This window comes from Chitinophaga flava, from assembly GCF_003308995.1.
Taxonomy (GTDB): domain Bacteria; phylum Bacteroidota; class Bacteroidia; order Chitinophagales; family Chitinophagaceae; genus Chitinophaga; species Chitinophaga flava.
This window is the reverse complement of the sequence record NZ_QFFJ01000001.1, coordinates 1,394,396-1,415,415: the sequence shown is the minus strand read 5'-3', so window position 1 is coordinate 1,415,415 and position 21,020 is coordinate 1,394,396. Positions and strand designations below refer to the sequence as shown.

The following is a 21,020-nucleotide window of genomic DNA, read 5'->3' as shown; positions in this document are numbered from 1 at the left end:
ATAGCTATTTTATTGCTGTGGTACTATTGTAATACGTGATCTTGGAGAGGAACATCTGCGCCATTTTTTCTCCCCGCCAGCAGGCTTCGCTGGCTTTTGGCCCGTCAAAAAGCTGTGTTACCGTTTCCCGGAAAAGCTGCTGCCAGCGGTCAAAATGGGTTGCATTCACGGGCATTTGGGCATGTGGCCAGAAAGGACTACCATGGTAGGTATGGTTGTCCAGCAGCAATGTTTCCCAGAAGCGGTACATTTTGTCGAGATGTTCAGGCCAGCGGTTTTGTATGATGCCGTTGAAAATGGGCCCCAGCAGCTCATCAGCACGAGCTTTCCCGTAGAAACTGTCTACCAGCAGGCGGATATCGTCAAGGGAGGAAATGTCTTTTAGTTGCTCCATGATAAATAAATACATTTTTGTCCTTAATTAGGAATCGCGTTCAGGCCGATTAAGGAGATCCTGCAGCAAAAGTAAGTATATTCATTTTAATAAAAGACAAAAATATCCTTAATTAAATAAAATAAAAACGGCGCCGATGATAAGGCGCCGTTTAGTGGGGCAAGCTTTTAGACTAGCCGCTGGCATTTGGGCCTGGGATGTAGCTCTTGTGCCGTTGCATTATTTTTTTTGACTTACCGCTGGCATTGGGACTATGGATATAGTCTTTGTGCCGTTGTGTATTATTCTTTAGACTTAGTATTGATATCTTGGCTACGGATAAGCTTTCGGTCAGCCTGGTATTAATTCTTTTTCAGGGAATAATTACCGTTGGCATCCTGGCTAAGGGTATAGCCTTCGTTGAGCTGAAGTTTCCAGCCTTGTCCACTCACTTCACGGATAGTAAATGCCTGCGGGAGGCTCACCGTCACCTTGTCCCAGTTGGTGCTCATCAAAGAGCCGTCGGTTACGGTGAGAATGCCCCATTTATCGGAGATCCGCATAGTAGGGTATACGGTGCCGTATCCTTCCAGCGGAACGATGTTACTGGGGTTGAAGGATACATTCATTTTTTCGAAACGGAGTTCGGTATGTGGTTGTGTGATGAAGGTTCGGGTATAGGCAGCGATCTGTTCCTGTATACGGACTTCCCTGGTTGTTTCCGCGGCTATGATGGCTGCTGCGTCGTATTGTCCGGCTTGTGCGAGGGCGGCGGCTTTGACATCTTTCGGTATCGTGATGTGGAAGCCTTTGATCAGCAGGGGCATCAGTTGGGAATGGCTGTTAAGTTGTCTGTTCCAGCCTGGTGTGGTCTGAGCCAGCAGGTAGCCATATACGGGAATGGTCTGATACGGGAACGACCGTACGAAAGTAGGATATTCCAGAAAGGTCTGCAGGTATTGACTGAAGTGTGCCTGTGCATCCTTTTTATTCCTGTTGCTGACCATCATACCGGTATATTCGGCTATGCCTTCATTCAGTTCCAGGGCGTTTTCCGTTGTATCGGCGCCGGGGAAGAGGATATAGCGGTATTGGCGGAAGGTCAGGGCATTGGCGAGGTGCTGTTGGCGTTCTGCAGAAGAGGTGGCCTTCAAGGCTTTTTGCAGTGCATTGAGTTCGAGACGCAGATATACACGACCATCCTTTTTATCGAGGTGGTTATTGGGCGGGTCTTGCAGGGTAAAATGCAGGGAGGGCTGCGCTCTGTGGAAGAGTTCATGGGCCATCAGATTCACCCTATCTGCTTTATTGCCGGGGAGGGGCAGCTGAAGCATGGCCCAGTCGCGGCCTTCCCAGTGGAAGGAAGTGTTGGCTGTATTGAACTGCTTTGGCAGTTTGCCGGTGTACACTGTTCCTTGTTTCTGCAATATGCCGGAGCTGTCGGGCATATTGGTGATGATCTCCCGGGTGGCCGGATTTACCAGCAGCATAGGCCCATAGAGGTCGATGCCCCATATCTGCTTTTGTTGCAGGGTAGCGGTGGCTGCTTCGTTGAAGTAGGTTTGCATTTGAGCGGCCAGAGAATCCTGTTGCTGGCAAAAGGTTTTGCCGGCAGTGCTGCATAGCAGGAGACCAGCGAGGTAAGCAGATTTCATAAGTTTGAATTGTTCTAATTACTGTTGCAGGATATATTGATTAAATTCTTATTTTCTTTCTTCAGTATTTCCGCCCATACGGCATATCCTTCCCGTTTCAGATGCAGCCCGTCTATTGTAAGCTCAGCGCGGAGATGATTATCAGCGTCGAGGAAATACAGGTCTATGACGGTTACGGCTTTAGCTGGTTGGCCGGCGATTACTTCGTATCAAAGTTAGAAAATCCGGTTAGTTTTTTAAGATAGAAACAGTGGCAGTGGTGCCGTTGACCCAGCAGCGGTTGTTTTCGAAGCCGCTGACATCGTCCAGCACAAATGCCGGGCGAGCGTCAGGCTGCAGCGTGTTGACGCGGATATCTTCGAAGGAAATGTTTTTGACATGCCGCAGATAAAAGGCTGCTGCAGGCAGTGTGGTACCAAACATTCTGTTTTCGGGATAAGCGGCTATGTTTTCGGGTACGGGTTTGTTGCTATTGGCAGCTCCGCCTGGCGTGGTAATGATCACATGACTGATGGACACATTTTCCACATAATAGCCGGGGATGCCGGTAATGCTGGATGTGAGCTGGCTGGCGCTTTGCGCGATGATGTTGCTGATGATCACATTTTTCAGAGAGCTGATAGTATTGCCTCTGTTACGATCGCCCAGGCGGATGAAAACGGGTGTCTGCACGTCTTTCATAGCGACTCCCGAAATGATGACCTGGTCCATGCTACCGCCGTCTACTACTTCCAGGGCTATTCCGGCGATGACGGTGGTATCGGTGGTGATACCCATCCAGGGCATATTTTTTTTCCAGTGACGGCGGTTTTCTTCGGAAGCCTTGTGTATAGCGATATTGGAGACAGCGATGTTTTTGAAGCCACTGAAGGAGCCGGTGCCGAACTTGAGCGCATTGCAGTTGCTCCGCAGCACACAATTACTGACGGTAATGTTTTCGCAGGAAGCATTGACTTCACTTTTGAAACAAAGTGCATCATCATCGGTATCGATATAACAATCGGAAATGAGTACGTTGCTGCTGCCGCTGATATCTATGCCATCGTTGTTATAGTTGCCGTGGCTGTATATTTTAAGTGCATGTAGTGTTACATCGTCGCAACCTTCGTATTTCTGTACCCAGTAGGCTGCGTTGCGGATATGGACATCTTTTACGGTGATATGCCGGCAGCGTTCCATATGGAGGAGCATAGGGCGGATGGCGCCGGTTTTACTGTCGTCGCCCAGCTGGAAGCTGGGATGGTCGCCCTGGCCGTCGATCGTGCCTTCACCGCAGATGGTGATGTTGGCGGCATCTGCAGCGTGGAGCAGGGAAGGGGTGCCGCCTTTGGCGGGGCGGGGATATTTTTTCATATCGGGGATACCGGTGAGGGTGGCACCGTATTCGAGATACAGCCGGATATCAGATTTGAGGACAAGCGGGCCGGTGAGGTAATTCCCCTGGGGAATAAGGACCGTGCCTTGCTGGCATTCATTTATAGCCTGCTGGATGATGGCGGTATTGTCAGTTTTGCCATCACCTTTGGCGCCGCGGTCGGCAATATTAATGGTATTGGCCATAACATCGCATAACAGGAGAAGAGCAAACAGTGTTAAAAAAACTGTTTTCATAACGAAATGTTTAAAATTTTCAGGAGGTCGGCAGGACATCTTCATCTCTTCACAAAAAAAAGATAAACTACGCTATAATATTTTATTACGCAAGGGGGATATACTTATCAGGGTAATGAGTTGACTATTTTGTGGGATGATCTGCTATAGTCCTGAGGAGTATATTGCAGCGAATTTATTAACTAACCTATGAATGAAAAAGATGCCCGGCAACTGGGCGCAACAACAGCCCTTAAATGCATACTACCGGGCGTGGTGCTGCTGGAAATCATGTTCCTCGTGTGGCGGAGCGATCCCTTCAATAGTATTATCTTTATACTGAGTAGCCAGATCAATCCTGTAGATGGTATTTTGCTGGTGGCCATTGTGCTTCCTGTCTGGCTGCTGGGCCGTAAGGCTGGTAAAGATCTTTTAATAAAAAATAAGTCTTATCCCATTACGGTAGTCAGGTATACCTTTTGTCTGCTATCGCTCCCTGGATCTGTTTTCTCTTTATATACATGCTTACTGCCAGCCTTGATGTTGCAGACAATGCAGTGTTAGGGATGGGGGTGGTGACTACCCTTGTACTCGGAGTGGTATGGGCGGTGGCGTTCAGGTGGATGAGGCTGAAGGCTGCCTGAGACTTACTTTTGCGCCGGTTTCATGTTTTTATTGACATATTCATCCAGCTGTTGCCGTTCAATGACTTCCGCCAATTTTTCGAGGGCTTTGTTTTTATTCACGCCTATTCCTTTTTTATACACCTTGGAAATCGCTATCAGTGCGGATTTAGTGGGTTCTATCTGGTCTTTGTAGGACTGGTGGGAGATGCAGTAACTGGCGTAATTGGCCAGGTAAACCGGGATCAGGGGTGGGTTATTGTCCAGCAGTTTCATGTGGGGTTTTTCAATGACAATGCTGACATTGGGAGATCCGGTTGTCCAACGAAGGATAAAAATGTTGGTAGCCTGTCTGATATCTGTTTGTTTATCGATATCTGTTTCCACCAGCCATTCGGCAGCTGATATCACCAGTGGTTCGTATTTCGGATAATCTTCTTTTACTTTCAGCTCGTTTTCATCCGGGAAGACGGGTCTGTTCTGTGCCTGGGCATGGATTGCCACAAAGCTCAGCAACAATACAAAAACGGCGCTAATGATCTTGTTCATGGCACTATGATTTAGCTTTTCTGTAAAATTTTAAGGAGCGAAAGCTGTTCTTCGTAGTATTGAAGAGAGAGGCCGGATACGTGCAGCCATTGTTGCCGGAGCTGTATCCAGTTCGGAAAATGGCGGCTGCAGTGGTTAGTACCGTTGATGGTGTCCAGATACAGCAAGGCTTCCATTGCCGATTGCTGGTCGTAGTGCAGTTCCGGTTTTTTCAGGTAATAGAGGAGGTAGTTGTCGAGATAATCGATGCTTTTGCTGGTATTGAAGCTGGCGAGTACGAGGGCGTACATGCGTCCCTGATATTGCTCATTTTTGAGAAACCGGGAGCCAATGATGTCTATCAGGTCAGTATAATTGTTGACTGCGGCCAGATAGGCGCCTACTTTTCGGGTCTGCCAGTTGGAATCGCCCAGCAATAAAGTTGTCAAGTCGTGTGTGATGAGTGGCTTGATATTTATAAAGGGTTCTATCCATTCGTCATTGCCGGATCCTACATTCATATAGTAGGGCTTTACCCATTGATGAATGATGTTTAACGGCAGTTCAGAGTTGTTTTGATGAGAAGGCAGGCTGGCAAAGGGAGATGGTTGTTGGACAAGGTTTCCGCCCGCATGGAGGTCGGTCATATGCTGCAAATCGTTCATGGTATAGGATAGCTTAATTACGGGTAATTTACGCGGATTGAAGTAAAATAACAAATGAGATGGATGAAGATATTTTTGTAAGTTTAAAGATATCCCTGACCGTTATAAGGCATAAGCCCATGGAAATTGTATCTACCCAAAAACAGAGGGGTCGTTTATTATACTATGCTGCCTTGGGGCCGTTCCTGCTGGCAGGCTTCTTAATAAATGAAAAAGTGGTGCAGATAATATTCGTACTATTATTTTTGTTTCTTGCTTTTCTCATAGCGATGGACTGTGATACGATAGCCCTGCGTCTCCGGGGCGACCAGATAGAGGTGGATTATATCCGTTTTTTCCGGCGCAGGCGGGTTTGTTTTAATATAGCTGATACTGTTCTGGAGGTCCGGCAACATCAGGAGGCGACTACTTACAAGTCCTTCCGGGAAGGCCGCCGTTATTTTGTACTGCATATTCTTCAGCAGGGAAAAACAAGGTATTATGCAGATGGCAGGGATGGTTTTGAACCTGAGGCTTTTATGCAGTTTTTGAATGCCTTTGCAGCTGCCAGGGTAGCGGGCTGAGGCTAATTTGTCTATTTACCTGGCAAAACTGTCCACACGTCAAAGATCTTTTCTGAAGGCCCGGTTTACGGGTAGGTTTGCATAAAACTGATCACATGCAAACAACCTACCGACAAACTTATCTCGACTGGTTACGGATCATCGCCATTGCCGGCGTATTGTTTTTTCATTCTGCCATGCCGTATGTGGCTGAGTGGGGATGGCATATTAAAAACAATGCCACGAGCCACGCGTTGCTGGAGATGAATGATTTCCTGCACCGTTTCCGGATGCCACTGTTGTTTTTTATTTCGGGTACCGTTAGTTATTATATGCTACAGAGCCGCAGTGGTGGCGGTTTTCTGGGGCTTCGTTTTCGGCGTTTATTTGTGCCCCTGCTGGTGGGCGTGCTGGTGATAGTGCCACCGCAGGTATACCTGGAGCGGGTAACGCAGGGGTATAAGGGTAATTTCTGGGATTTTTATACCGCGATGTTTAGTACAGGAGCCTATCCCAAAGGCAATATGAGCTGGCATCATCTCTGGTTCATCTGTTATCTGCTGGCCTATGATATCCTCTGTGCGCCCTTGTTTGTGTGGCTGGGATCTCCCAAAGGAAAACAATGGCTGCAGAAGCTGAATCCGTTGGCCTCGGGCTGGTGGGTATATATACTGATGGTGCCTAGTGTGGTTTCTCATGCTTTCCTGTCCCGTATGTACCAGCAAACCGGCGATCTTATCCATGATTATGCTTATTTCCCTTATTATCTATGGTTTTTACTGGCTGGTTTTTGCTGTATTGCCAATCCGCTGTTGATGGATAGCCTGGAGCGTAACCGCCGTACTTCTTTTGCCATCGCTTTTGCCAGTCTGATGCTGATCAATTATTTACGGTGGAATAAGCTGGAGCCGGGTTATGGCTGGCAGGGCCTGCAGGGATGGTCATATACAGCCCTGGCCGTTGTGTGTGCCTGGATGTGGGTATTTACAGCGATTGGTTATGGTAAAAGGTATCTTCAGAAAAAAAGCAGGGTGCTGGATTATGTCAATGAGGCGGTTTATCCCTTTTATATCCTGCATCAGACTGTTATTGTGATACTGACTTTTTACCTGGCCAATTTGCAGGAAGATATCGGATTGAAATATATCTTTACCGTACTGGTCACATTCTTTATCAGTATGAGTATTTTTCATCTGTATATCAGGCCCTACCCAGTGATGCGCTTCCTGTTTGGGATGAAGCCGGCTAAACGAAAGAAGGCCCCGGAGAAAGCTGCAACCGAAATTGTATTACCTGAAATGTCGAACGTATAATATGAAATTCTTCTGGAGATATATTTTCCCGGCCTTATATGGTCTGATGGCTTACTTCACGATCCGGCTGCTGACAGACAGTGTTACCGGCATGCAGTTCTGGAAGAGGTCCTGGGCGTTAAACTGTACTGAAATGGCATTCAGTATACTGATGGGGTTTATGTTCCTGTGGGGCGACCGCCGTGTGTTTCACTATTTTGATAAAAAATGGCATGACAATTTTTCCTCCAAAAGAATCCGTCAGGAGTTGCTGGGTGTATTTTTGATCAATCTGGTGGTACAGAATGTATTTATGATACCGATGGTAGCCCTGACAGATAATGGTCTCCAATGGTTTGATCTGGTGGATGTGAATATCATTCCTTTGTTTTATGCGCTGATTTATTATGGGGTAAGACGGAGTTACGATTATTCCATGGCTTATGCTGATAACAGGCTGCAGCTGGAAAAAATAACGAATGACAAGCTGGAAACGGAGCTGAAGTTTTTACGGGCGCAGTATCATCCGCATTTTCTGTTCAATGCGCTGAATACGATCTATTTTCAGATGGATGAAGATGTGGCGGCTGCTAAAAAAACGGTGGAGAAATTTGCGGACCTGCTTCGTTATCAGTTGTACGACCAGCAGGAAAAGGTATGCATCAGCCATGAAATACAGTACCTGCAACATTTTGTAGAACTGCAGAAAATCCGTTCTACCAGAAAACTGCAGTTGCAGGTATATTTTGATGAGCAGTTGCGGGATGAAAAAGTGTATCCGTTGCTGTTTCTGCCGCTGGTAGAAAATGCGTTTAAATATATAGGAGGCGAATATCAGCTGCAGTTGCTGCTGCGTAAGCAGGGTGGTGAGATCAGCTTTTATGTGGAAAATTCCCTGCCGGCCGCAGCACCGGATTTACCGGATATGGATATTGAAAGAAAAAACGGTATAGGGTTAGAGAACCTGCAACGCAGGCTGGAATTGCTTTATCCCGGCAGACATAGATTTTCTGCGGGTGTACGGCAACAACAATTTATAGCAGAATTAAAACTAACGATCAACGAATGAGCAACGTGACTATACGCTGTGTGATCACAGATGATGAACCACTGGCTGCCAGAGGTATACTAGGGTATGCAGAGTGTACCGGTTTTTTACAGGTAGTGGCAGTATGTGAAGATGCCATACAGCTGAATTCCGTCCTGAAACAACAACCGGTAGACCTGTTGCTGCTGGATATAGAAATGCCCTACATCAATGGTATAGAATTTCTGAAGAACTATCCCAACCCGCCCAAGGTAATTTTTACTACTGCTTATGAACGCTACGCCATACAGGGCTTTGAGCTGGACGTGCTCGATTATCTGCTGAAGCCGGTATCTTTTGAGCGGTTTCTGAAAGCGGCGAATAAGGCATATGATTTTTTTGCGGCGCAGAATACAGCAACACAGCCATATTTCTTCATCAAGTCTGACAAAAAGCTGGAGAAGGTTTTATATCAGGAAATTTTGTTTGCTGAAGCATTGGAGAATTATGTGGCTGTTTATACCACAGACCGGAAAATCATTACACATGCCACTTTAAAATCGGTAGTGGAAATGCTGCCGGCTCAGCAGTTCATACAGCCGCACAAGTCGTATGTGGTGAATATCCAGCATATCAGTGCTATCGAAGGTAATATGCTGCATATGGGGTCTCATCAGGTGCCTATCAGTAAATACCAGAAGGAAGAGGTACTGGAAAAGATTGTGAACAACCGCTTGCTGAAGAAGTAACTGGTTGATCCTGCTACGAATTGGCACTTCAATTGATGCCCTTCCTAAAAAAACGATCATGAAAAGACTTTGTATTCCAGTGCTGGCAGTAGTGTTGATGGCCTGTGGACAGCGGGGGAATGAGGCGCGTCATGACAACACGGAAGCCAGGGAAGAAATGACCCGGACGGAAGAAAAAGAAGGCAGTTTCCTGGAACGTATGGCTGCGTTTGATCTGAAACAGATCCGGTTAGGTGAGGTCGCTGTACAAAAAGCGACAGATGATCGGGTGAAAAAATTCGGTGGTGATATGATAAAACAGCATACCGCTTCTACGCTGCAATTACAGGACATCGCGCATAGACAAGGCGTTAACCTGGTGCCGGAGCTGTCAAGGAATGACCAGGACGAAGTAGGGCGGTTAAATGAAGAAAACAAAGATGAATTTGACCGGTCTTATATCAGGCATATGGTACATGAACAAAAGATGATGATTGAAAGACTGAATAAGGATACCAATGATAAGGATACTGCTATCCGGTCATATGTGCAGAGAACACTGCCTGCGCTGGATTCCAGTATGACTGAGGCAAACAAGATCCTGGAAGATATGCGTAAACAGATGAATAACCGGAATATTTCACACGATTAACAGGTGTGGTGTCTGTTTACTAACTCCCTATCCTATACGCGGGCAACGTTCTCATTGTTTCCCGTATCATGATCTTTAATCTGTTAGTGCAACAAAATCTATTTACTGCTTCTGCATTGTCGCGGGGGCGAGAGCTTTCCGCGTTCACATCCAATACCAGAACGGTACGTTTTTTACTTCCAGCAAAGTATCCATCATCCATATAAATAATTAAAGGAAAAATATTATTTGTTTATTTTTTAATATTCAATTCCCAGGAGGAATAGGATTGTTATTTTATAATAAAATAAATACATGTAACCTGTTGTGTTTTATGCGATTAGCTTTTATATTGCAATACATCAGATTCCTAATGCTATGGATGTGCAAATGTACCGTGTTGTGTTGGTGGAAGATAATGAGATGGTCAGCAAAACAATCAGCCACACACTGTCGACTGCTACGCGTTATCAATTAGTGAGCGCATATGATCGTTGCGAAGATGCCTTGCAGTATCTGGATCACGACATGCCTGATATTGTGTTAATGGATATCCGGTTACTGGGAATGAACGGCATTGAAGGCACTTCCCGGATTAAAAAGAAGTTACCCAGATGCATAGTGCTGATCCTTACTGCAGCAGAAAATGATGAACTGATCTTTAGTGCATTAAAGGCCGGAGCAGTTGGGTATATTCTGAAAGATGAAAACATTCGCCGGCTTATTCCTTTGCTGGACGAGGCTTTGGCTGGAGGTGCACCTATGAGTCCTTCAGTAGCCAGGATGGTAGTCCAGTCTTTCCAGCGGCAGCAGGATTCACCCTTGTCAGAGAGAGAAGTGCAGGTGATGCAGGGGGTGGCAGAAGGTAAAAGTTATACCCGTATTGCAGATGATTTATTTCTGAGCAAAGAAACCATTAAGAGTCATATAAAGAATATTTTCCAGAAGCTGGATGTCAACAACAAAGCCGACGCTATCCGTGTAGTGAATGCCCGTAATTGGATTTGATCCTACCTTTTTACAGACCTTTTTATCCCCGGGGTTTAAAAATCCCCCCAACGGGGTGATAACGTATATCCCACACCGTCGTACTTTTGCGCCGTACTTATAAAAATGCAGTTACCCACGCATTCATCGATATACTCCCAATCTGTTGCCTCATAAGGAAACACAATTAACAGAGCATCGCGCATAAGTGCAGAAACCCGAATCATATTAATACGATGGTAAATATATTCTCATACAGGCAGCCCTTCCTGTTGCTGACAGCCCTTTGCATCTTCTTTTTACAGATGTCACCTGTTGCACAGGCACACGACACCCGAACTAACGGTGACGCACCTACTCGTGCTGCATTAACACAAGCCATCGCTTCTTCCTACGGTACACTTTATTTTTCTGAACAAGCCAAACTGTTGCAGGAAGCGAAAGCTACTACCAATACCGCAGTCATCGATAATCTGCTGAATACACCAGTTACTGCTGCCTCCCGTTATGAGTTGCTTAACCGTATCAGTGAACTGGAACTACAGGAACGCCGCCGTAATAATGGCCTTAGTCTTAATGGTGGTTTCCAGCAGAACTTCAAATCAGGTCTCAGTTTCGAAGAAGACATGTACTTCCGCAACCGCGCTTATGCCGGTATCGACTGGGCTTTGCTGGGAAACAAAGGTTTTTTTGACAAAAGCAGAAGCACTGCAAAAGCAAAAGTAGATCAGCAGATCAATGACCTCCTGCAACAAAAACAGGTACGTCAGGAAGCTTATCCGTTGCAGTTACGTTACCTCACTTATATTTTCACCAGAGCAAGAGAAGTCCTCACGGAGGAACGGCTGCAGATGCTGGAGGCGCATACCGCCCTGGCTGCCGATATGCATCAGGTACGTCTGCTGCCTTCCGAACAGTTGATCCGCCTTAAAGGCGAAGCAGCCGCCTGCCGGCAGCTGTTGGAAGATCTGCACAACTTCCGCACTTCCCTCGCTGTCAGCATGGGCAACACCGCTCCTGACACGGCGCTGAACGTAGCTGCACTTCCCCTGCTGGAACTGAATCCGGGCGCACTTGTAGCACAACAGCCCGCAAACGCCCAGTTGACAGACCTTTACAAACAACAATATGAACTGAGCCGCAAACAGAGCAGCAAAGTAAATCTGCATACCTGGTTGCGCTATAATAACTACACCGGCAATTCCGGCAGCGCACGCAACTTTGGTAGCGCCGGCCTCACCGTAGCAGTACCACTGACCGGCAAAAGTAATGTGAAAGCATTGGCCGAGCAACAGGCCCTGTTGCAACAGCTGGAAAATGACAACAACGAACAAGACCATCTGAACGGTCTGCTGAACCTCAGCTACGAGTATACGGACGCGTTACACCGTTATCAGGAAGCTTATGGTCAGCAGATGTACCTGCTGGAAAAAATAAGAAAAGAGTCTTTAAAAGCTTCGCTGGACAGTGCGCACTTCAGCCCTGTTTATGGTATGGACCTGGTACGCCAGTACTATGCCGTAGCTTATGAAATGCTGAGCACCCGTCAGCTGCTGTATATGAAGCTGGTGAAAGCACATTGTCTTTCTGAGAATAAAAGCATTATGGAATATACCAAACCGGTAAAGCTGGAACCTGTATTACAGCCATATGCCGGCCAGCGCTCCGTATACATCTGGAGTGAATCTTTCAGTCAGTACAGTAATAGTGTTATCCTGGCTTACATGGGCAACAACCACATTACAGAGGCGATTCTATCGCCAGGTGAAATGAAAGATAACAGCAAGCTGACGACTTTTTTACAGCAGGCTGCCAAACAAGGTATCACTGTATCAGCACTCATCGGCAACAACAAACTACTGAACAGCACGACAGGAGAACAGGAGCTGGTACAACGTATGGAAACATTAAAGGCCGCAGGTTTTGTACGCTTCCATCTGGACATAGAACCACATGCGCTTCCCGATTGGCGTCAGCAGAAAGATACCTACCTGCAGCGTTTACAGCAGCTGGTATCTGCCGCCGCTCAATGGTGTGCCCGTAATCAATTCGCTGCCCCGGCCGTGAGCATTCCGGTGTTTTATCCGGAATCATTTCTGCAGGCTATGGCGCAACAAAATATTACCGTATATGCGATGGCGTATGAACGTAAAAGTGCTGATGATGTACTGCAGCGTACAGCCGCCGCCAGGGCCATACTGGGGCATCATCTGGTAATCGCACTGAGCGCAGCCGATTACGATAACCGCAACACTATGGAGCAATGGATACAGGATATCCTGACACGCACCGGCGAGAGCACCATTGCTATACATGATCTCAAACGTATGTTGATGCTGGACCAGCGTACCATCTTTAACAAAGAAGGAGAAACGCAGCCATGAACAACACAACGCAAAGACAAGCCATGAAACTGAAATTTACACATCAGCCGGCTATGCCGGCCAATATGACACCGGTAAAGACGGCCAAAAAAATAAACTGGGGACGCTGGATCTATCTGGCCATACTGGCCATTGCTTTGATTTCCTTTAGTGTATGGCTGTTCAACCGACTTTTCTATTACCATGCAGTAGGCCAGCTGCGTCGTCAGTCTGTTGTCGTGAATTTCCCTTATGATGTTCGTGTACTGCAATACCTGGTGAAGGAAGGTGACAGCATCCGCCAGGGACAGCCGCTGTTCCGGTATACCAGGGATTTTCGTCAGGCCAGTAATGACCTGGCTTACCGTGAAGTGACTATGGACCATGCCGATGCAAAGGAAAGGCTCAATATTATCCGCACCATCGAGCAGAAAAAAGCAGAAAGAAGTGCGCTGCTGGCCCAGCAGCGGATATATCAACAGGAAAAGGAAGCCCAGCAGCTGAAGGTATATCTCGATGTAGCACCAGCCACCAGTGTAGACGACGCCAACCGCCAGTCAGCTATGTTGGGTGCCAAAGCCACTGCGTTGGCTGCAGAGATAAAGGCGCTGGAAAATTATGCTGCTCAGTTGTCGGGACTGCAGAAACAGACCACAGCCGCAGTGGCTGCACAAGCCGCCAATGCCGACAGCACCACTGAAACCTACTATGCTCCTGTACATGGCCGGCTGGACCGCCTGCATACGCCTGCACAGGAAGTGGCATACCGCAGCAGTGAAGTTACCAGCATCTTACAACAGGACCAATATATACAGGCTTACCTGGAACAGGACGACCTGCTGCATTTTTCCGAAAACGACCGTGTAGAGCTGCTCTTCCCGGGCAAGATCAAATCAGAAGGCGTGATCGTACGCATATACGAAGAGCTGGCCAAAACACCTGCTGAACTGCGTCTTACCGACCGGCCCGCTGCCCGTAAGCTGGTAGCTGAAATAAGGCCCAGCAGTGGTGCCCGCTGGCCCGCACAAAATATATTAAGCGTAGAGATCTCCCGTAAACGCTCCCTCTTCTAACGATAGTAAAACAGACAAGATATGATAGCAACAATAAAAGACGCAACGCTCATCCTTCACGAATTTGGTAAACACCTGCTGTTTGTACAACAATGCAGGGAAGTGACACCGGCCACGCTGCCGGGCTTTGATGCCGTGATACTGGATGCAGGTGAGGAAAAGGAATGTCTGGATTTGCTCAAAAATATACGTGCGGCCAATGATCCCGCCTGTTATCTCAAACCGGTTTTTGTAATCAACTGGCAGCACTGCCAGGAAAAGGAAATGTTCGCAGAACTGTCTGACGGTCTGCTCAACAGTGTTTCCATAGCAGCATACCTGCCGCTGCTGGGCCGTGTGGAACAACTTATTGAAAAATGGAGCGACAACCATCAGCTGCAACCAGGCATGGCTTTGCCGCTGCTGAAAGCTATGCGTTTTGCGTATAGCCGCCACCGTAATATCACTCCGGTACCTTCCAGGTACTCATTGACAGGTTATATGCTGCCTGTATTTGATGTGAACTTCGCCCATGGCCAGTTTCAGGAGTACGAAAGAATATTGCAATACGCCATTCAACATAACCTGCTGTCCAGGAAGTTTGTGGACAAACTGCATCTGTGCAGTCACTGTTCCAGTGGTTATCTCAATTACCGGGAGACCTGTCCTTCCTGCCACTCTCATCATCTGCATGCAGAGCATGTGATACATCACTTTATGTGTGCCAACGTGGGCCCTGAAAGTGACTATGTACATGGCGACCATCTGAGCTGTCCCAAATGCAGCCAGTCATTAGGCCACCTGGGCACTGACTACGACCGTCCTTCCATGGTGATGACCTGCCAGAGCTGCTACAATACGTTTCAGGAACCGGAGATCTCCGCTTTCTGCGTAAGCTGTAAACATGTGACACCTATTGAGCAGCTGAAGGAGCATATCGTATATGAATATGCGCTTACTCCGGCCGGTGTACAAACTATCTGGAACGAAGGCCGGTACAACCTGCTTGCCGGTATTATGGCATCTTAATACAACCTGGGTATGTGGACTTATCTGTACGACTTTTTTCACGCGCTGGACGACCGTAGTATGATACGATTGTTCTGGTTTGTGCTGTTTATTGAGTTTCCCCGCTATGTGCTGGGAGATTTGATAGGTGTGGTTTTTTCCCGTCTGCAGCGATGGCTTACCCGGAACGAGTGGAAGGCTGCGAGAGAAAGACTATTTACGGAAAACCCGCTGATAACCGTGCTGGTGCCGGGCAAAAATGAAGGTAAACATATCTATGCCCTTGTAAAGTCGCTGGCAGCACAAACCTATCGCAACTATGAGCTGATCATCGTAGATGATGGTTCTGATGATAATACACCGCTGATATGCCGCGACCTGCAGAAGAATGGGCTGATTAACCTGTACCTGCGCAACCCCGAACGAGGCGGTAAAGCCAGTGCGGCCAACTTCGGACTACGATATGCGAAAGGACAATATGTGGTACATCTGGATGCCGATTCATCACTGGCTCCTGATGCTGTAGAAAAAATACTGCTCCCGTTTTTCCGCTATGAAAATGTAGGTGGAGTAGGGGGAAATGTAAAGGTGCGTAATAGCGGAACGAATCTGTGTACTTCGCTCCAGGCGCTGGAATATCTTAACTCTGTGCATGTGGGCCGTATTGTATTGTCCTGGCTGGGCATCTACAAGATTATATCCGGAGCCTTTGGCGCTTTCCCCACAGCATTGTTGCGCCGTATCGGCGGCTGGGACATTGGTCCCGGACTGGATGGAGATATCACCATCCGTATCCGTAAACTGGGCTTCAGAATAATATTCGAAGAAGAAGCGGTTTGTTTGACCAATGTGCCCGAAACCTGGAAAGGGCTTACCAAACAAAGACTGCGCTGGAACAAGTCTATCATCCGGTTCCGACTGCGTAAGCACCGGGATGTTTTCTTCCCCGGCAGAAACTTCAGTATGCTGAATTTTCTGGCCTTCGTGGAAAATATATACTTCAACGTGATTGCAGATTTTATCTGGGTGGTGTATGTCATCGGATTGATATTGTTCAACTTCACGGCGCTGGTATTTGTGTTGCCCATTAAACTGGTCATGTATTTTATTATGAACCTGATGCAGTTTATGATAGCACTGGCGATCAGCAAACAGAAGAAAAAAGACCTGCCGCTGTTGCTGTATGTACCGGCACTTACCGTTTACGTAGGTTATTATATGCGGATAGTACGCACGGTGGCCTATATCAGGGAGTTATTGTTCTATTCATCCTATAAGGACCCATGGAACCCCGCCAAGACCTCCCGTAAAGCATTGGAATATGGATTGTAAATATTAACCGGGAATTTTATCATTTAGATTAGACATGAGAATGAAGCAACATTACATTTACACATTTTGTTTGTTCGCCTTGCTGGCGATGGTAGGCTGCCGTAAAGAACTGCAGCAGGCGATTACGACTCCGGAAAGCGATGCGCGTATCGAAGAAATAACAGATGCCGGTGTACTCAACAGCCGCCTTGCGCTGTCCAATCAGTCACTGGAGTTTGCAGGGCCTAACGGTATGGTCCGCCAGGCTATGGCTACTATGGCAAAAACTGCCACCGCTCCTGATTGCCAGAGTGGTTGCACCCGCACTATCAGCGGTAACGTAAACGCCACACTGGAAGTAGGCAGCGGCGAAGTAGTATGCGTGGAAAGCGGCGCTGTATTCAACGGTGGTATCAATATGAAAGGTGGTGCTTTGCGTATATGCGGCACCGTTAATCTGCAATGGATCAGCGGCAACAAAGGCGAGATCATGATCACCGCCGGCGGCAAATTTTCTGCCAACGATCTGAGCATTCAGAACGGCGTAAAAGTGACCAACTATTCCAACAATTTCTCCCTGAACAGTGAGCTGAGCATCAACGGAGAATTTGTGAACTACGGTATTATCACCCTTAACGGTATCAACGTAAATGGACAGGGTGCTTTCACCAATGGTGGCGAAATTACTGTCAACAACAACGTAAACGTAAATCATTTCTTCCTCAACGAAGGACTGCTGAAAATACAGAAAGAGCTGTCATTTAATGGTAATTCCACCAATACCAATAACTGCAGGGTGATCGTTGGTGGTAATATCAACAGTAATTCCCGCGTTAACAACAACGGCTATATGCAGTCCGGTAATACCCTTTATATCAATGGCAAAGGCGCCATCTATATGACTGGTGGCGCTTACCTGAAAGTAAAAGAGCTGTTTGTAAACGATGGTATTTATGGCGGTGATAACGCTTATGCCCGTGTAGACGTGAGCGGTAAAATCACTGTAAATGGCAGCGGCGTGCTGGATGGCAAGCTGGATATCAATGATCCTGCTGGTATTAGTATCATGAACGGCCGTAAAGGTCCGGAAGTGACTGTTAACGGAGACAAATATATTGCTGCCACTGAATGTAACCCTGGCGCCGGCAAGAACACTTATTGCAGCAACAGTGCTTCCTTTACGCTGATTGCCAATGTAGCGGCTCCTGTTGTAGGTGGTAATAAACTGAGTGCTACAGATGTACGTTTCAGAAACGGATATGCTTATGTGTCTTACCACCAGAATGGCGAAGCTTATGCCGGTGCGCTGGAAGTATTCAATGTGAGTAACCCGGTACGTCCTTCCATTGTGCAGCTGGTGACTTTCAAAGATGCTGAGTTCAACGGTCTGGGCCTGGATGACAGCCGCCTGTTTGCCGTAGGTCAGCGTAATCCTGACAAGTCTAAATACAAAGAAAACAATACCCGTGGTGCTATCATCGAAAAGATACCTTTCTCCGGTGATATGCTGGCAGGTCAAAATACTTTTGCAGAGGCTCCACTGCCTAGTTTCAGCGGCAACTCCGTACTGCCTGCTAATGGTAGCCTGTGGGTTGTTTCCGGTGCTACCGGTGGTGGTTTGTTCTCTCTGGACTACAACAGCCTGAGCATCCTCACTTCCCAGCCCGACGAAAAGGCCAAATACCTGGCCACCAATGGTAACCAAAATGCTTTCCTGACCGTTGCTGAAACAGAAGTGCACCTGAAAGTGTTCAGCAATGGAGGTGGTATGAAAGACTATAAACTGGACCTGCAGGTAACACCGCTCGATGGTAAAAACGTGGTGGTAATGGATGATGAATATGCTTACATTACCCTCAGTAAATACGGCGTAGCCAAGGTGAAACTGAGCGATGGCAGCATCGTGGCCCGCTACCAGCACAAAGGTAAAGGCCTTACCAACGGCGCTACAATTGACCCGTGTTTTGTATATCTCGCCAACGGCGCTGATGGTCTCGTAGTGTTACAGAAAAAAGACCTGTCTTTAGTAGGTACTGTTGCACTGCCTGCATCTTCCAACCTTGTAGCCATCAACAACGATATGATCTTCGTTGCCAGCGGTACAGCCGGATTGCAGATCATACAAGTGAAGAAAAATTAATCATCTTCCTATAAACCAAAAGCGGCAGTAACATCTGTTACTGCCGCTTTTTTATTTCCCTGATAACTCCTGCCTGCTGCAAGATGATTGACGCGCCATGCACTGGAGGAGTTGGTGATGTATACAACAGCGCGTAAATACCAGTCTTGAAAAGCTTGATGTTGCAAGGCTAATTAATCGTGTAACCCCACTGCATATAATATGCAGTAATGCTATACAAATTCTGTCGATAACCGCATAATGTATGCAGTAGTGGTTTATAGATTTGGGAGTAATTTATTAAGGAATCCTGCTTATGGTGTATATGTAGCATGCACTATCATTCCTCTTTTTTTATTCACCCTCATAAAAAACTAAACATGAAAAAGTTAACGCTATTCATTTCCATGTTGCTTGTTGTGCAAGTACTGACAGCAAAAGAAAATCTGCTTACAAAGAAAAATGCCGGTGTAAAGAAAACCACTGTTTCCGCTGATGCACATGGCCGTCGTTCTGTTTCTATCGTTGTGAATGCTCTCTATATCTATCGTGACAATGGCAGCGAGACAGTAAGCCCTCTGTGTAGCATTCTGGCGACAGACAAGGCGTATGTTTTTAATCAAAAAACGAGCACATACAACTATATCAGTTGTCCTTCGTCCAGCACGAATATAGTTGTTTCAGTGGGAGACAGGATAGAACTGCGATACAAGTCAGCTACTCCCTGGCCTGGTGGAGTATTGGGCAGTGGTCCCTATACCATTACGCAGGAGGATATCAATAATGGAACGGTGGAGTTAAGTGTAGGATATACGAATAATGAGCATTTGCAAAAATAATAGTTAACCGGATGAGTTAAAAAGAGGTTGTCTTAAAAATAGTTTGAGGCAACCTCTTTCCTTTTTGAGATTATTTCCGCATACCGAAGGCGGTTTCTACGCTTGTATCCCTTTAAAATAAAAAGGGCTGACCTATTAATTTTAGGTTAGCCCTTTTGTATAAGCAACAGCCGCTATAAACCATCAGGGTAAAGTATTCAGGTTCACTGTTGGTGCTACACCGGTAGCGGAGCGCGTGAAAGTAGTATTGTAGTTAACATAGTCAGCGAAGAAGCCGCCGTTTTTGAGGAAAAACCGGCCGGTGCTGTTGTCTACGCCGCCGGCGTAGTCTCTGCGCTGGTCATTGGTGGCGGTGGCATCAGCGGTGAATCTGGCGCTGGTGATTTCTGTCCATACGCCGGTGGTAGACCGTATCCATTGGTTGTTGTATTGTCCGCTTCTGCCGAGATAGCCGTTTTGATCATTGAAATTTTCCAGGAAGGAATATAATCCACTATGGTAGGTGGTGGTGTTAGGTTGTTTCCAGGTGGCGATAAAGCGCCAGCTGGCTGTTTCCGGAGTATAGATCCAGGCGGAGAAATCGGAGCCGCCTGCGCCATCGGGCAGGATATGCGTAAGGAATTTATAGGTGGTGCCTGCCTGCCAGTTGAACAGCAGATAACTCTGGCCACCGGTACCTTCGCCGCCGAAGGAGTTGTCTACTACGTTGATGCCTTTCCGTACCAGCGTGGTTTTACCAACAGCGGGGTCCCAGATGGAGAACAGGGCACGTCTTTCGGTGGCGCTGTTGACCTGGATACCGAAATAACCACCGTTGAAGCCGTTGCTCATAAAGTAGGAACCGATTTTATCTTCTCCTGCGGGCACGGTTACTTCGTTATAGAACCATTCTGCCGTTGTGCCGGAAGGAACGGGGTAGTTGAGATGTACAGAAGGGCCGCGTCTGGACCAGTAGTAATTGGCAGAATCATTGGCGTATACTACGTTGCTAGTAGTGGCGCTGCCGCTGATGATGATATGAGACACATCGCCGAAGTAGCTGCTGCTTTTGCTGATGCCCTGCAGGTCTACCTTTACATAACCGGCGCTGGTAACGTTTACGGTGCCGATGTTATAATCCGTATAGGCGTTACCGGTAACCGTTTTTGTGAAGACGGTACCATTTACGGTCACCTGGATATTACTGGTGCCGCTGGGCACTTTCATGCGTACGGCCACATTAAGCTGACCAGTAAGGCCCAGACGGAAATAGGTGCTGGTGATGCTGCCGGCATTGGTCCAGTTGCCTAATCCGTTGTTGGTGATCACTTCTGCGCCGCCGGCAGGAAGTGTAGTTACAAAACCATTACCAGCCAGGGCTACTGCATAACTGGATGCGGGTGGTACAGTGGCCTGCTGGAGCTGGTTCTGTGAACGTGCGTTGGCAGGAAGGGTTTCCTGCATGTTTTTACTGCAGGAGAAGATAGCCATGACAGCTATCATCATAAAGATAAGGTGTGCTTTCATTTTCATGGATCGTAATTTTTGATGGTTGCATGAGACAGTTTTGCTTATACTATTTTTTTACAGGACATGACCTTTCTGAGCCTGTAACAGGCCAGGGCAGTACATATGCTGATGGTAAAACGTAATATGGCTAACAGTAACTATTACCCTTCTCTATTGTTCACTACGGTAAAGATTACAC

The 21,020-nt window shown here is 47.1% G+C and carries 19 protein-coding genes; 13 read left to right on the top strand and 6 right to left on the bottom strand.

The annotated features are described in order from the left end of the window. Positions 1-4: 4 nt before the first annotated feature. The 3 genes from DF182_RS05535 to DF182_RS05525 form a co-directional block, all read right to left on the bottom strand. Positions 5-394: a group III truncated hemoglobin gene (locus DF182_RS05535; protein ID WP_113614662.1), complete on the bottom strand. Its 390-nt coding sequence runs from the start codon at positions 392-394 to the stop codon at positions 5-7. A gap of 341 nt (positions 395-735) precedes the next feature. Next, on the bottom strand, positions 736-2,028 hold the full coding sequence (locus tag DF182_RS05530; protein WP_113614661.1) for a hypothetical protein: 1,293 nt from the start codon (positions 2,026-2,028) through the stop codon (positions 736-738). A gap of 228 nt (positions 2,029-2,256) precedes the next feature. Further along, positions 2,257-3,639 (bottom strand): glycoside hydrolase family 28 protein, encoded by a 1,383-nt coding sequence (locus tag DF182_RS05525; protein WP_161964067.1) that lies wholly within the window; start codon positions 3,637-3,639, stop codon positions 2,257-2,259. 189 nt (positions 3,640-3,828) lie between these two features. On the opposite strand from DF182_RS05525, the gene DF182_RS05520 reads away from it, so the two are divergent. After that, entirely contained in the window at positions 3,829-4,182 is a 354-nt protein-coding gene (locus DF182_RS05520; RefSeq protein WP_113614659.1) for a hypothetical protein, read from the top strand. Positions 4,183-4,265: 83 nt separating this feature from the next. Here DF182_RS05520 and DF182_RS05515 read toward each other — a convergent pair whose 3' ends face one another. Next, on the bottom strand, positions 4,266-4,790 hold the full coding sequence (locus DF182_RS05515; RefSeq protein ID WP_113614658.1) for a hypothetical protein: 525 nt from the start codon (positions 4,788-4,790) through the stop codon (positions 4,266-4,268). Between the two features lie 11 nt (positions 4,791-4,801). Beyond that, complete coding sequence (locus DF182_RS05510) at positions 4,802-5,434, bottom strand: DUF6000 family protein (RefSeq protein ID WP_147243355.1); 633 nt, start codon at positions 5,432-5,434, stop codon at positions 4,802-4,804. A gap of 59 nt (positions 5,435-5,493) precedes the next feature. Between DF182_RS05510 and DF182_RS05505 the strand changes: the two genes are divergently transcribed. The 12 genes from DF182_RS05505 to DF182_RS05455 all read left to right on the top strand — a co-directional run bounded on the left by DF182_RS05505 (position 5,494) and on the right by DF182_RS05455 (position 19,333). Beyond that, positions 5,494-5,997, top strand: a complete 504-nt coding sequence (locus DF182_RS05505) for a hypothetical protein (protein WP_113614656.1) — start codon at positions 5,494-5,496, stop codon at positions 5,995-5,997. 95 nt (positions 5,998-6,092) lie between these two features. Then, entirely contained in the window at positions 6,093-7,289 is a 1,197-nt protein-coding gene (locus DF182_RS05500; RefSeq protein ID WP_113614655.1) for an acyltransferase family protein, read from the top strand. Position 7,290: 1 nt separating this feature from the next. Then, positions 7,291-8,337 (top strand): sensor histidine kinase, encoded by a 1,047-nt coding sequence (locus tag DF182_RS05495; protein ID WP_113614654.1) that lies wholly within the window; start codon positions 7,291-7,293, stop codon positions 8,335-8,337. After that, positions 8,334-9,044: a LytR/AlgR family response regulator transcription factor gene (locus tag DF182_RS05490; protein ID WP_113614653.1), complete on the top strand. Its 711-nt coding sequence runs from the start codon at positions 8,334-8,336 to the stop codon at positions 9,042-9,044. Before DF182_RS05495 ends, DF182_RS05490 begins: the two co-directional genes overlap by 4 nt. Positions 9,045-9,102: 58 nt before the next feature. Next, entirely contained in the window at positions 9,103-9,675 is a 573-nt protein-coding gene (locus tag DF182_RS05485; protein ID WP_113614652.1) for a DUF4142 domain-containing protein, read from the top strand. 357 nt (positions 9,676-10,032) lie between these two features. After that, positions 10,033-10,662, top strand: coding sequence for a response regulator transcription factor (locus DF182_RS05480; RefSeq protein WP_113614651.1), 630 nt, complete (start codon positions 10,033-10,035; stop codon positions 10,660-10,662). Between the two features lie 215 nt (positions 10,663-10,877). Then, positions 10,878-13,025, top strand: a complete 2,148-nt coding sequence (locus DF182_RS05475; RefSeq protein WP_113614650.1) for a TolC family protein — start codon at positions 10,878-10,880, stop codon at positions 13,023-13,025. Next, complete coding sequence (locus tag DF182_RS05470) at positions 13,022-14,077, top strand: HlyD family secretion protein (RefSeq protein ID WP_113614649.1); 1,056 nt, start codon at positions 13,022-13,024, stop codon at positions 14,075-14,077. Before DF182_RS05475 ends, DF182_RS05470 begins: the two co-directional genes overlap by 4 nt. Before the next feature lie 21 nt (positions 14,078-14,098). Beyond that, positions 14,099-15,085 (top strand): TackOD1 domain-containing metal-binding protein, encoded by a 987-nt coding sequence (locus DF182_RS32435; RefSeq protein WP_211327058.1) that lies wholly within the window; start codon positions 14,099-14,101, stop codon positions 15,083-15,085. Between the two features lie 12 nt (positions 15,086-15,097). Next, complete coding sequence (locus tag DF182_RS05465) at positions 15,098-16,396, top strand: glycosyltransferase family 2 protein (RefSeq protein ID WP_211327057.1); 1,299 nt, start codon at positions 15,098-15,100, stop codon at positions 16,394-16,396. A gap of 40 nt (positions 16,397-16,436) precedes the next feature. Further along, complete coding sequence (locus tag DF182_RS05460) at positions 16,437-18,515, top strand: LVIVD repeat-containing protein (protein ID WP_147243354.1); 2,079 nt, start codon at positions 16,437-16,439, stop codon at positions 18,513-18,515. 359 nt (positions 18,516-18,874) lie between these two features. Next, positions 18,875-19,333, top strand: a complete 459-nt coding sequence (locus tag DF182_RS05455; RefSeq protein WP_147243353.1) for a hypothetical protein — start codon at positions 18,875-18,877, stop codon at positions 19,331-19,333. A 183-nt stretch (positions 19,334-19,516) separates the two neighbouring features. Here DF182_RS05455 and DF182_RS05450 read toward each other — a convergent pair whose 3' ends face one another. Next, positions 19,517-20,845, bottom strand: coding sequence for a DUF3472 domain-containing protein (locus DF182_RS05450; protein ID WP_211327056.1), 1,329 nt, complete (start codon positions 20,843-20,845; stop codon positions 19,517-19,519). Positions 20,846-21,020: the final 175 nt, after the last annotated feature.

What these genes read in the sequence shown, in the direction of transcription:
- DF182_RS05535 (WP_113614662.1), bottom strand. Translation starts at nt 394, where the DNA reads ATGGAGCAACTAAAAGACATTTCCTCCCTTGACGATATCCGCCTGCTG.
- DF182_RS05530 (WP_113614661.1), bottom strand. Translation starts at nt 2,028, where the DNA reads ATGAAATCTGCTTACCTCGCTGGTCTCCTGCTATGCAGCACTGCCGGC.
- DF182_RS05525 (WP_161964067.1), bottom strand. Translation starts at nt 3,639, where the DNA reads ATGAAAACAGTTTTTTTAACACTGTTTGCTCTTCTCCTGTTATGCGAT.
- DF182_RS05520 (WP_113614659.1), top strand. Translation starts at nt 3,829, where the DNA reads ATGAATGAAAAAGATGCCCGGCAACTGGGCGCAACAACAGCCCTTAAA.
- DF182_RS05515 (WP_113614658.1), bottom strand. Translation starts at nt 4,790, where the DNA reads ATGAACAAGATCATTAGCGCCGTTTTTGTATTGTTGCTGAGCTTTGTG.
- DF182_RS05510 (WP_147243355.1), bottom strand. Translation starts at nt 5,434, where the DNA reads ATGAACGATTTGCAGCATATGACCGACCTCCATGCGGGCGGAAACCTT.
- DF182_RS05505 (WP_113614656.1), top strand. Translation starts at nt 5,494, where the DNA reads ATGGATGAAGATATTTTTGTAAGTTTAAAGATATCCCTGACCGTTATA.
- DF182_RS05500 (WP_113614655.1), top strand. Translation starts at nt 6,093, where the DNA reads ATGCAAACAACCTACCGACAAACTTATCTCGACTGGTTACGGATCATC.
- DF182_RS05495 (WP_113614654.1), top strand. Translation starts at nt 7,291, where the DNA reads ATGAAATTCTTCTGGAGATATATTTTCCCGGCCTTATATGGTCTGATG.
- DF182_RS05490 (WP_113614653.1), top strand. Translation starts at nt 8,334, where the DNA reads ATGAGCAACGTGACTATACGCTGTGTGATCACAGATGATGAACCACTG.
- DF182_RS05485 (WP_113614652.1), top strand. Translation starts at nt 9,103, where the DNA reads ATGAAAAGACTTTGTATTCCAGTGCTGGCAGTAGTGTTGATGGCCTGT.
- DF182_RS05480 (WP_113614651.1), top strand. Translation starts at nt 10,033, where the DNA reads ATGGATGTGCAAATGTACCGTGTTGTGTTGGTGGAAGATAATGAGATG.
- DF182_RS05475 (WP_113614650.1), top strand. Translation starts at nt 10,878, where the DNA reads ATGGTAAATATATTCTCATACAGGCAGCCCTTCCTGTTGCTGACAGCC.
- DF182_RS05470 (WP_113614649.1), top strand. Translation starts at nt 13,022, where the DNA reads ATGAACAACACAACGCAAAGACAAGCCATGAAACTGAAATTTACACAT.
- DF182_RS32435 (WP_211327058.1), top strand. Translation starts at nt 14,099, where the DNA reads ATGATAGCAACAATAAAAGACGCAACGCTCATCCTTCACGAATTTGGT.
- DF182_RS05465 (WP_211327057.1), top strand. Translation starts at nt 15,098, where the DNA reads ATGTGGACTTATCTGTACGACTTTTTTCACGCGCTGGACGACCGTAGT.
- DF182_RS05460 (WP_147243354.1), top strand. Translation starts at nt 16,437, where the DNA reads ATGAAGCAACATTACATTTACACATTTTGTTTGTTCGCCTTGCTGGCG.
- DF182_RS05455 (WP_147243353.1), top strand. Translation starts at nt 18,875, where the DNA reads ATGAAAAAGTTAACGCTATTCATTTCCATGTTGCTTGTTGTGCAAGTA.
- DF182_RS05450 (WP_211327056.1), bottom strand. Translation starts at nt 20,845, where the DNA reads ATGAAAATGAAAGCACACCTTATCTTTATGATGATAGCTGTCATGGCT.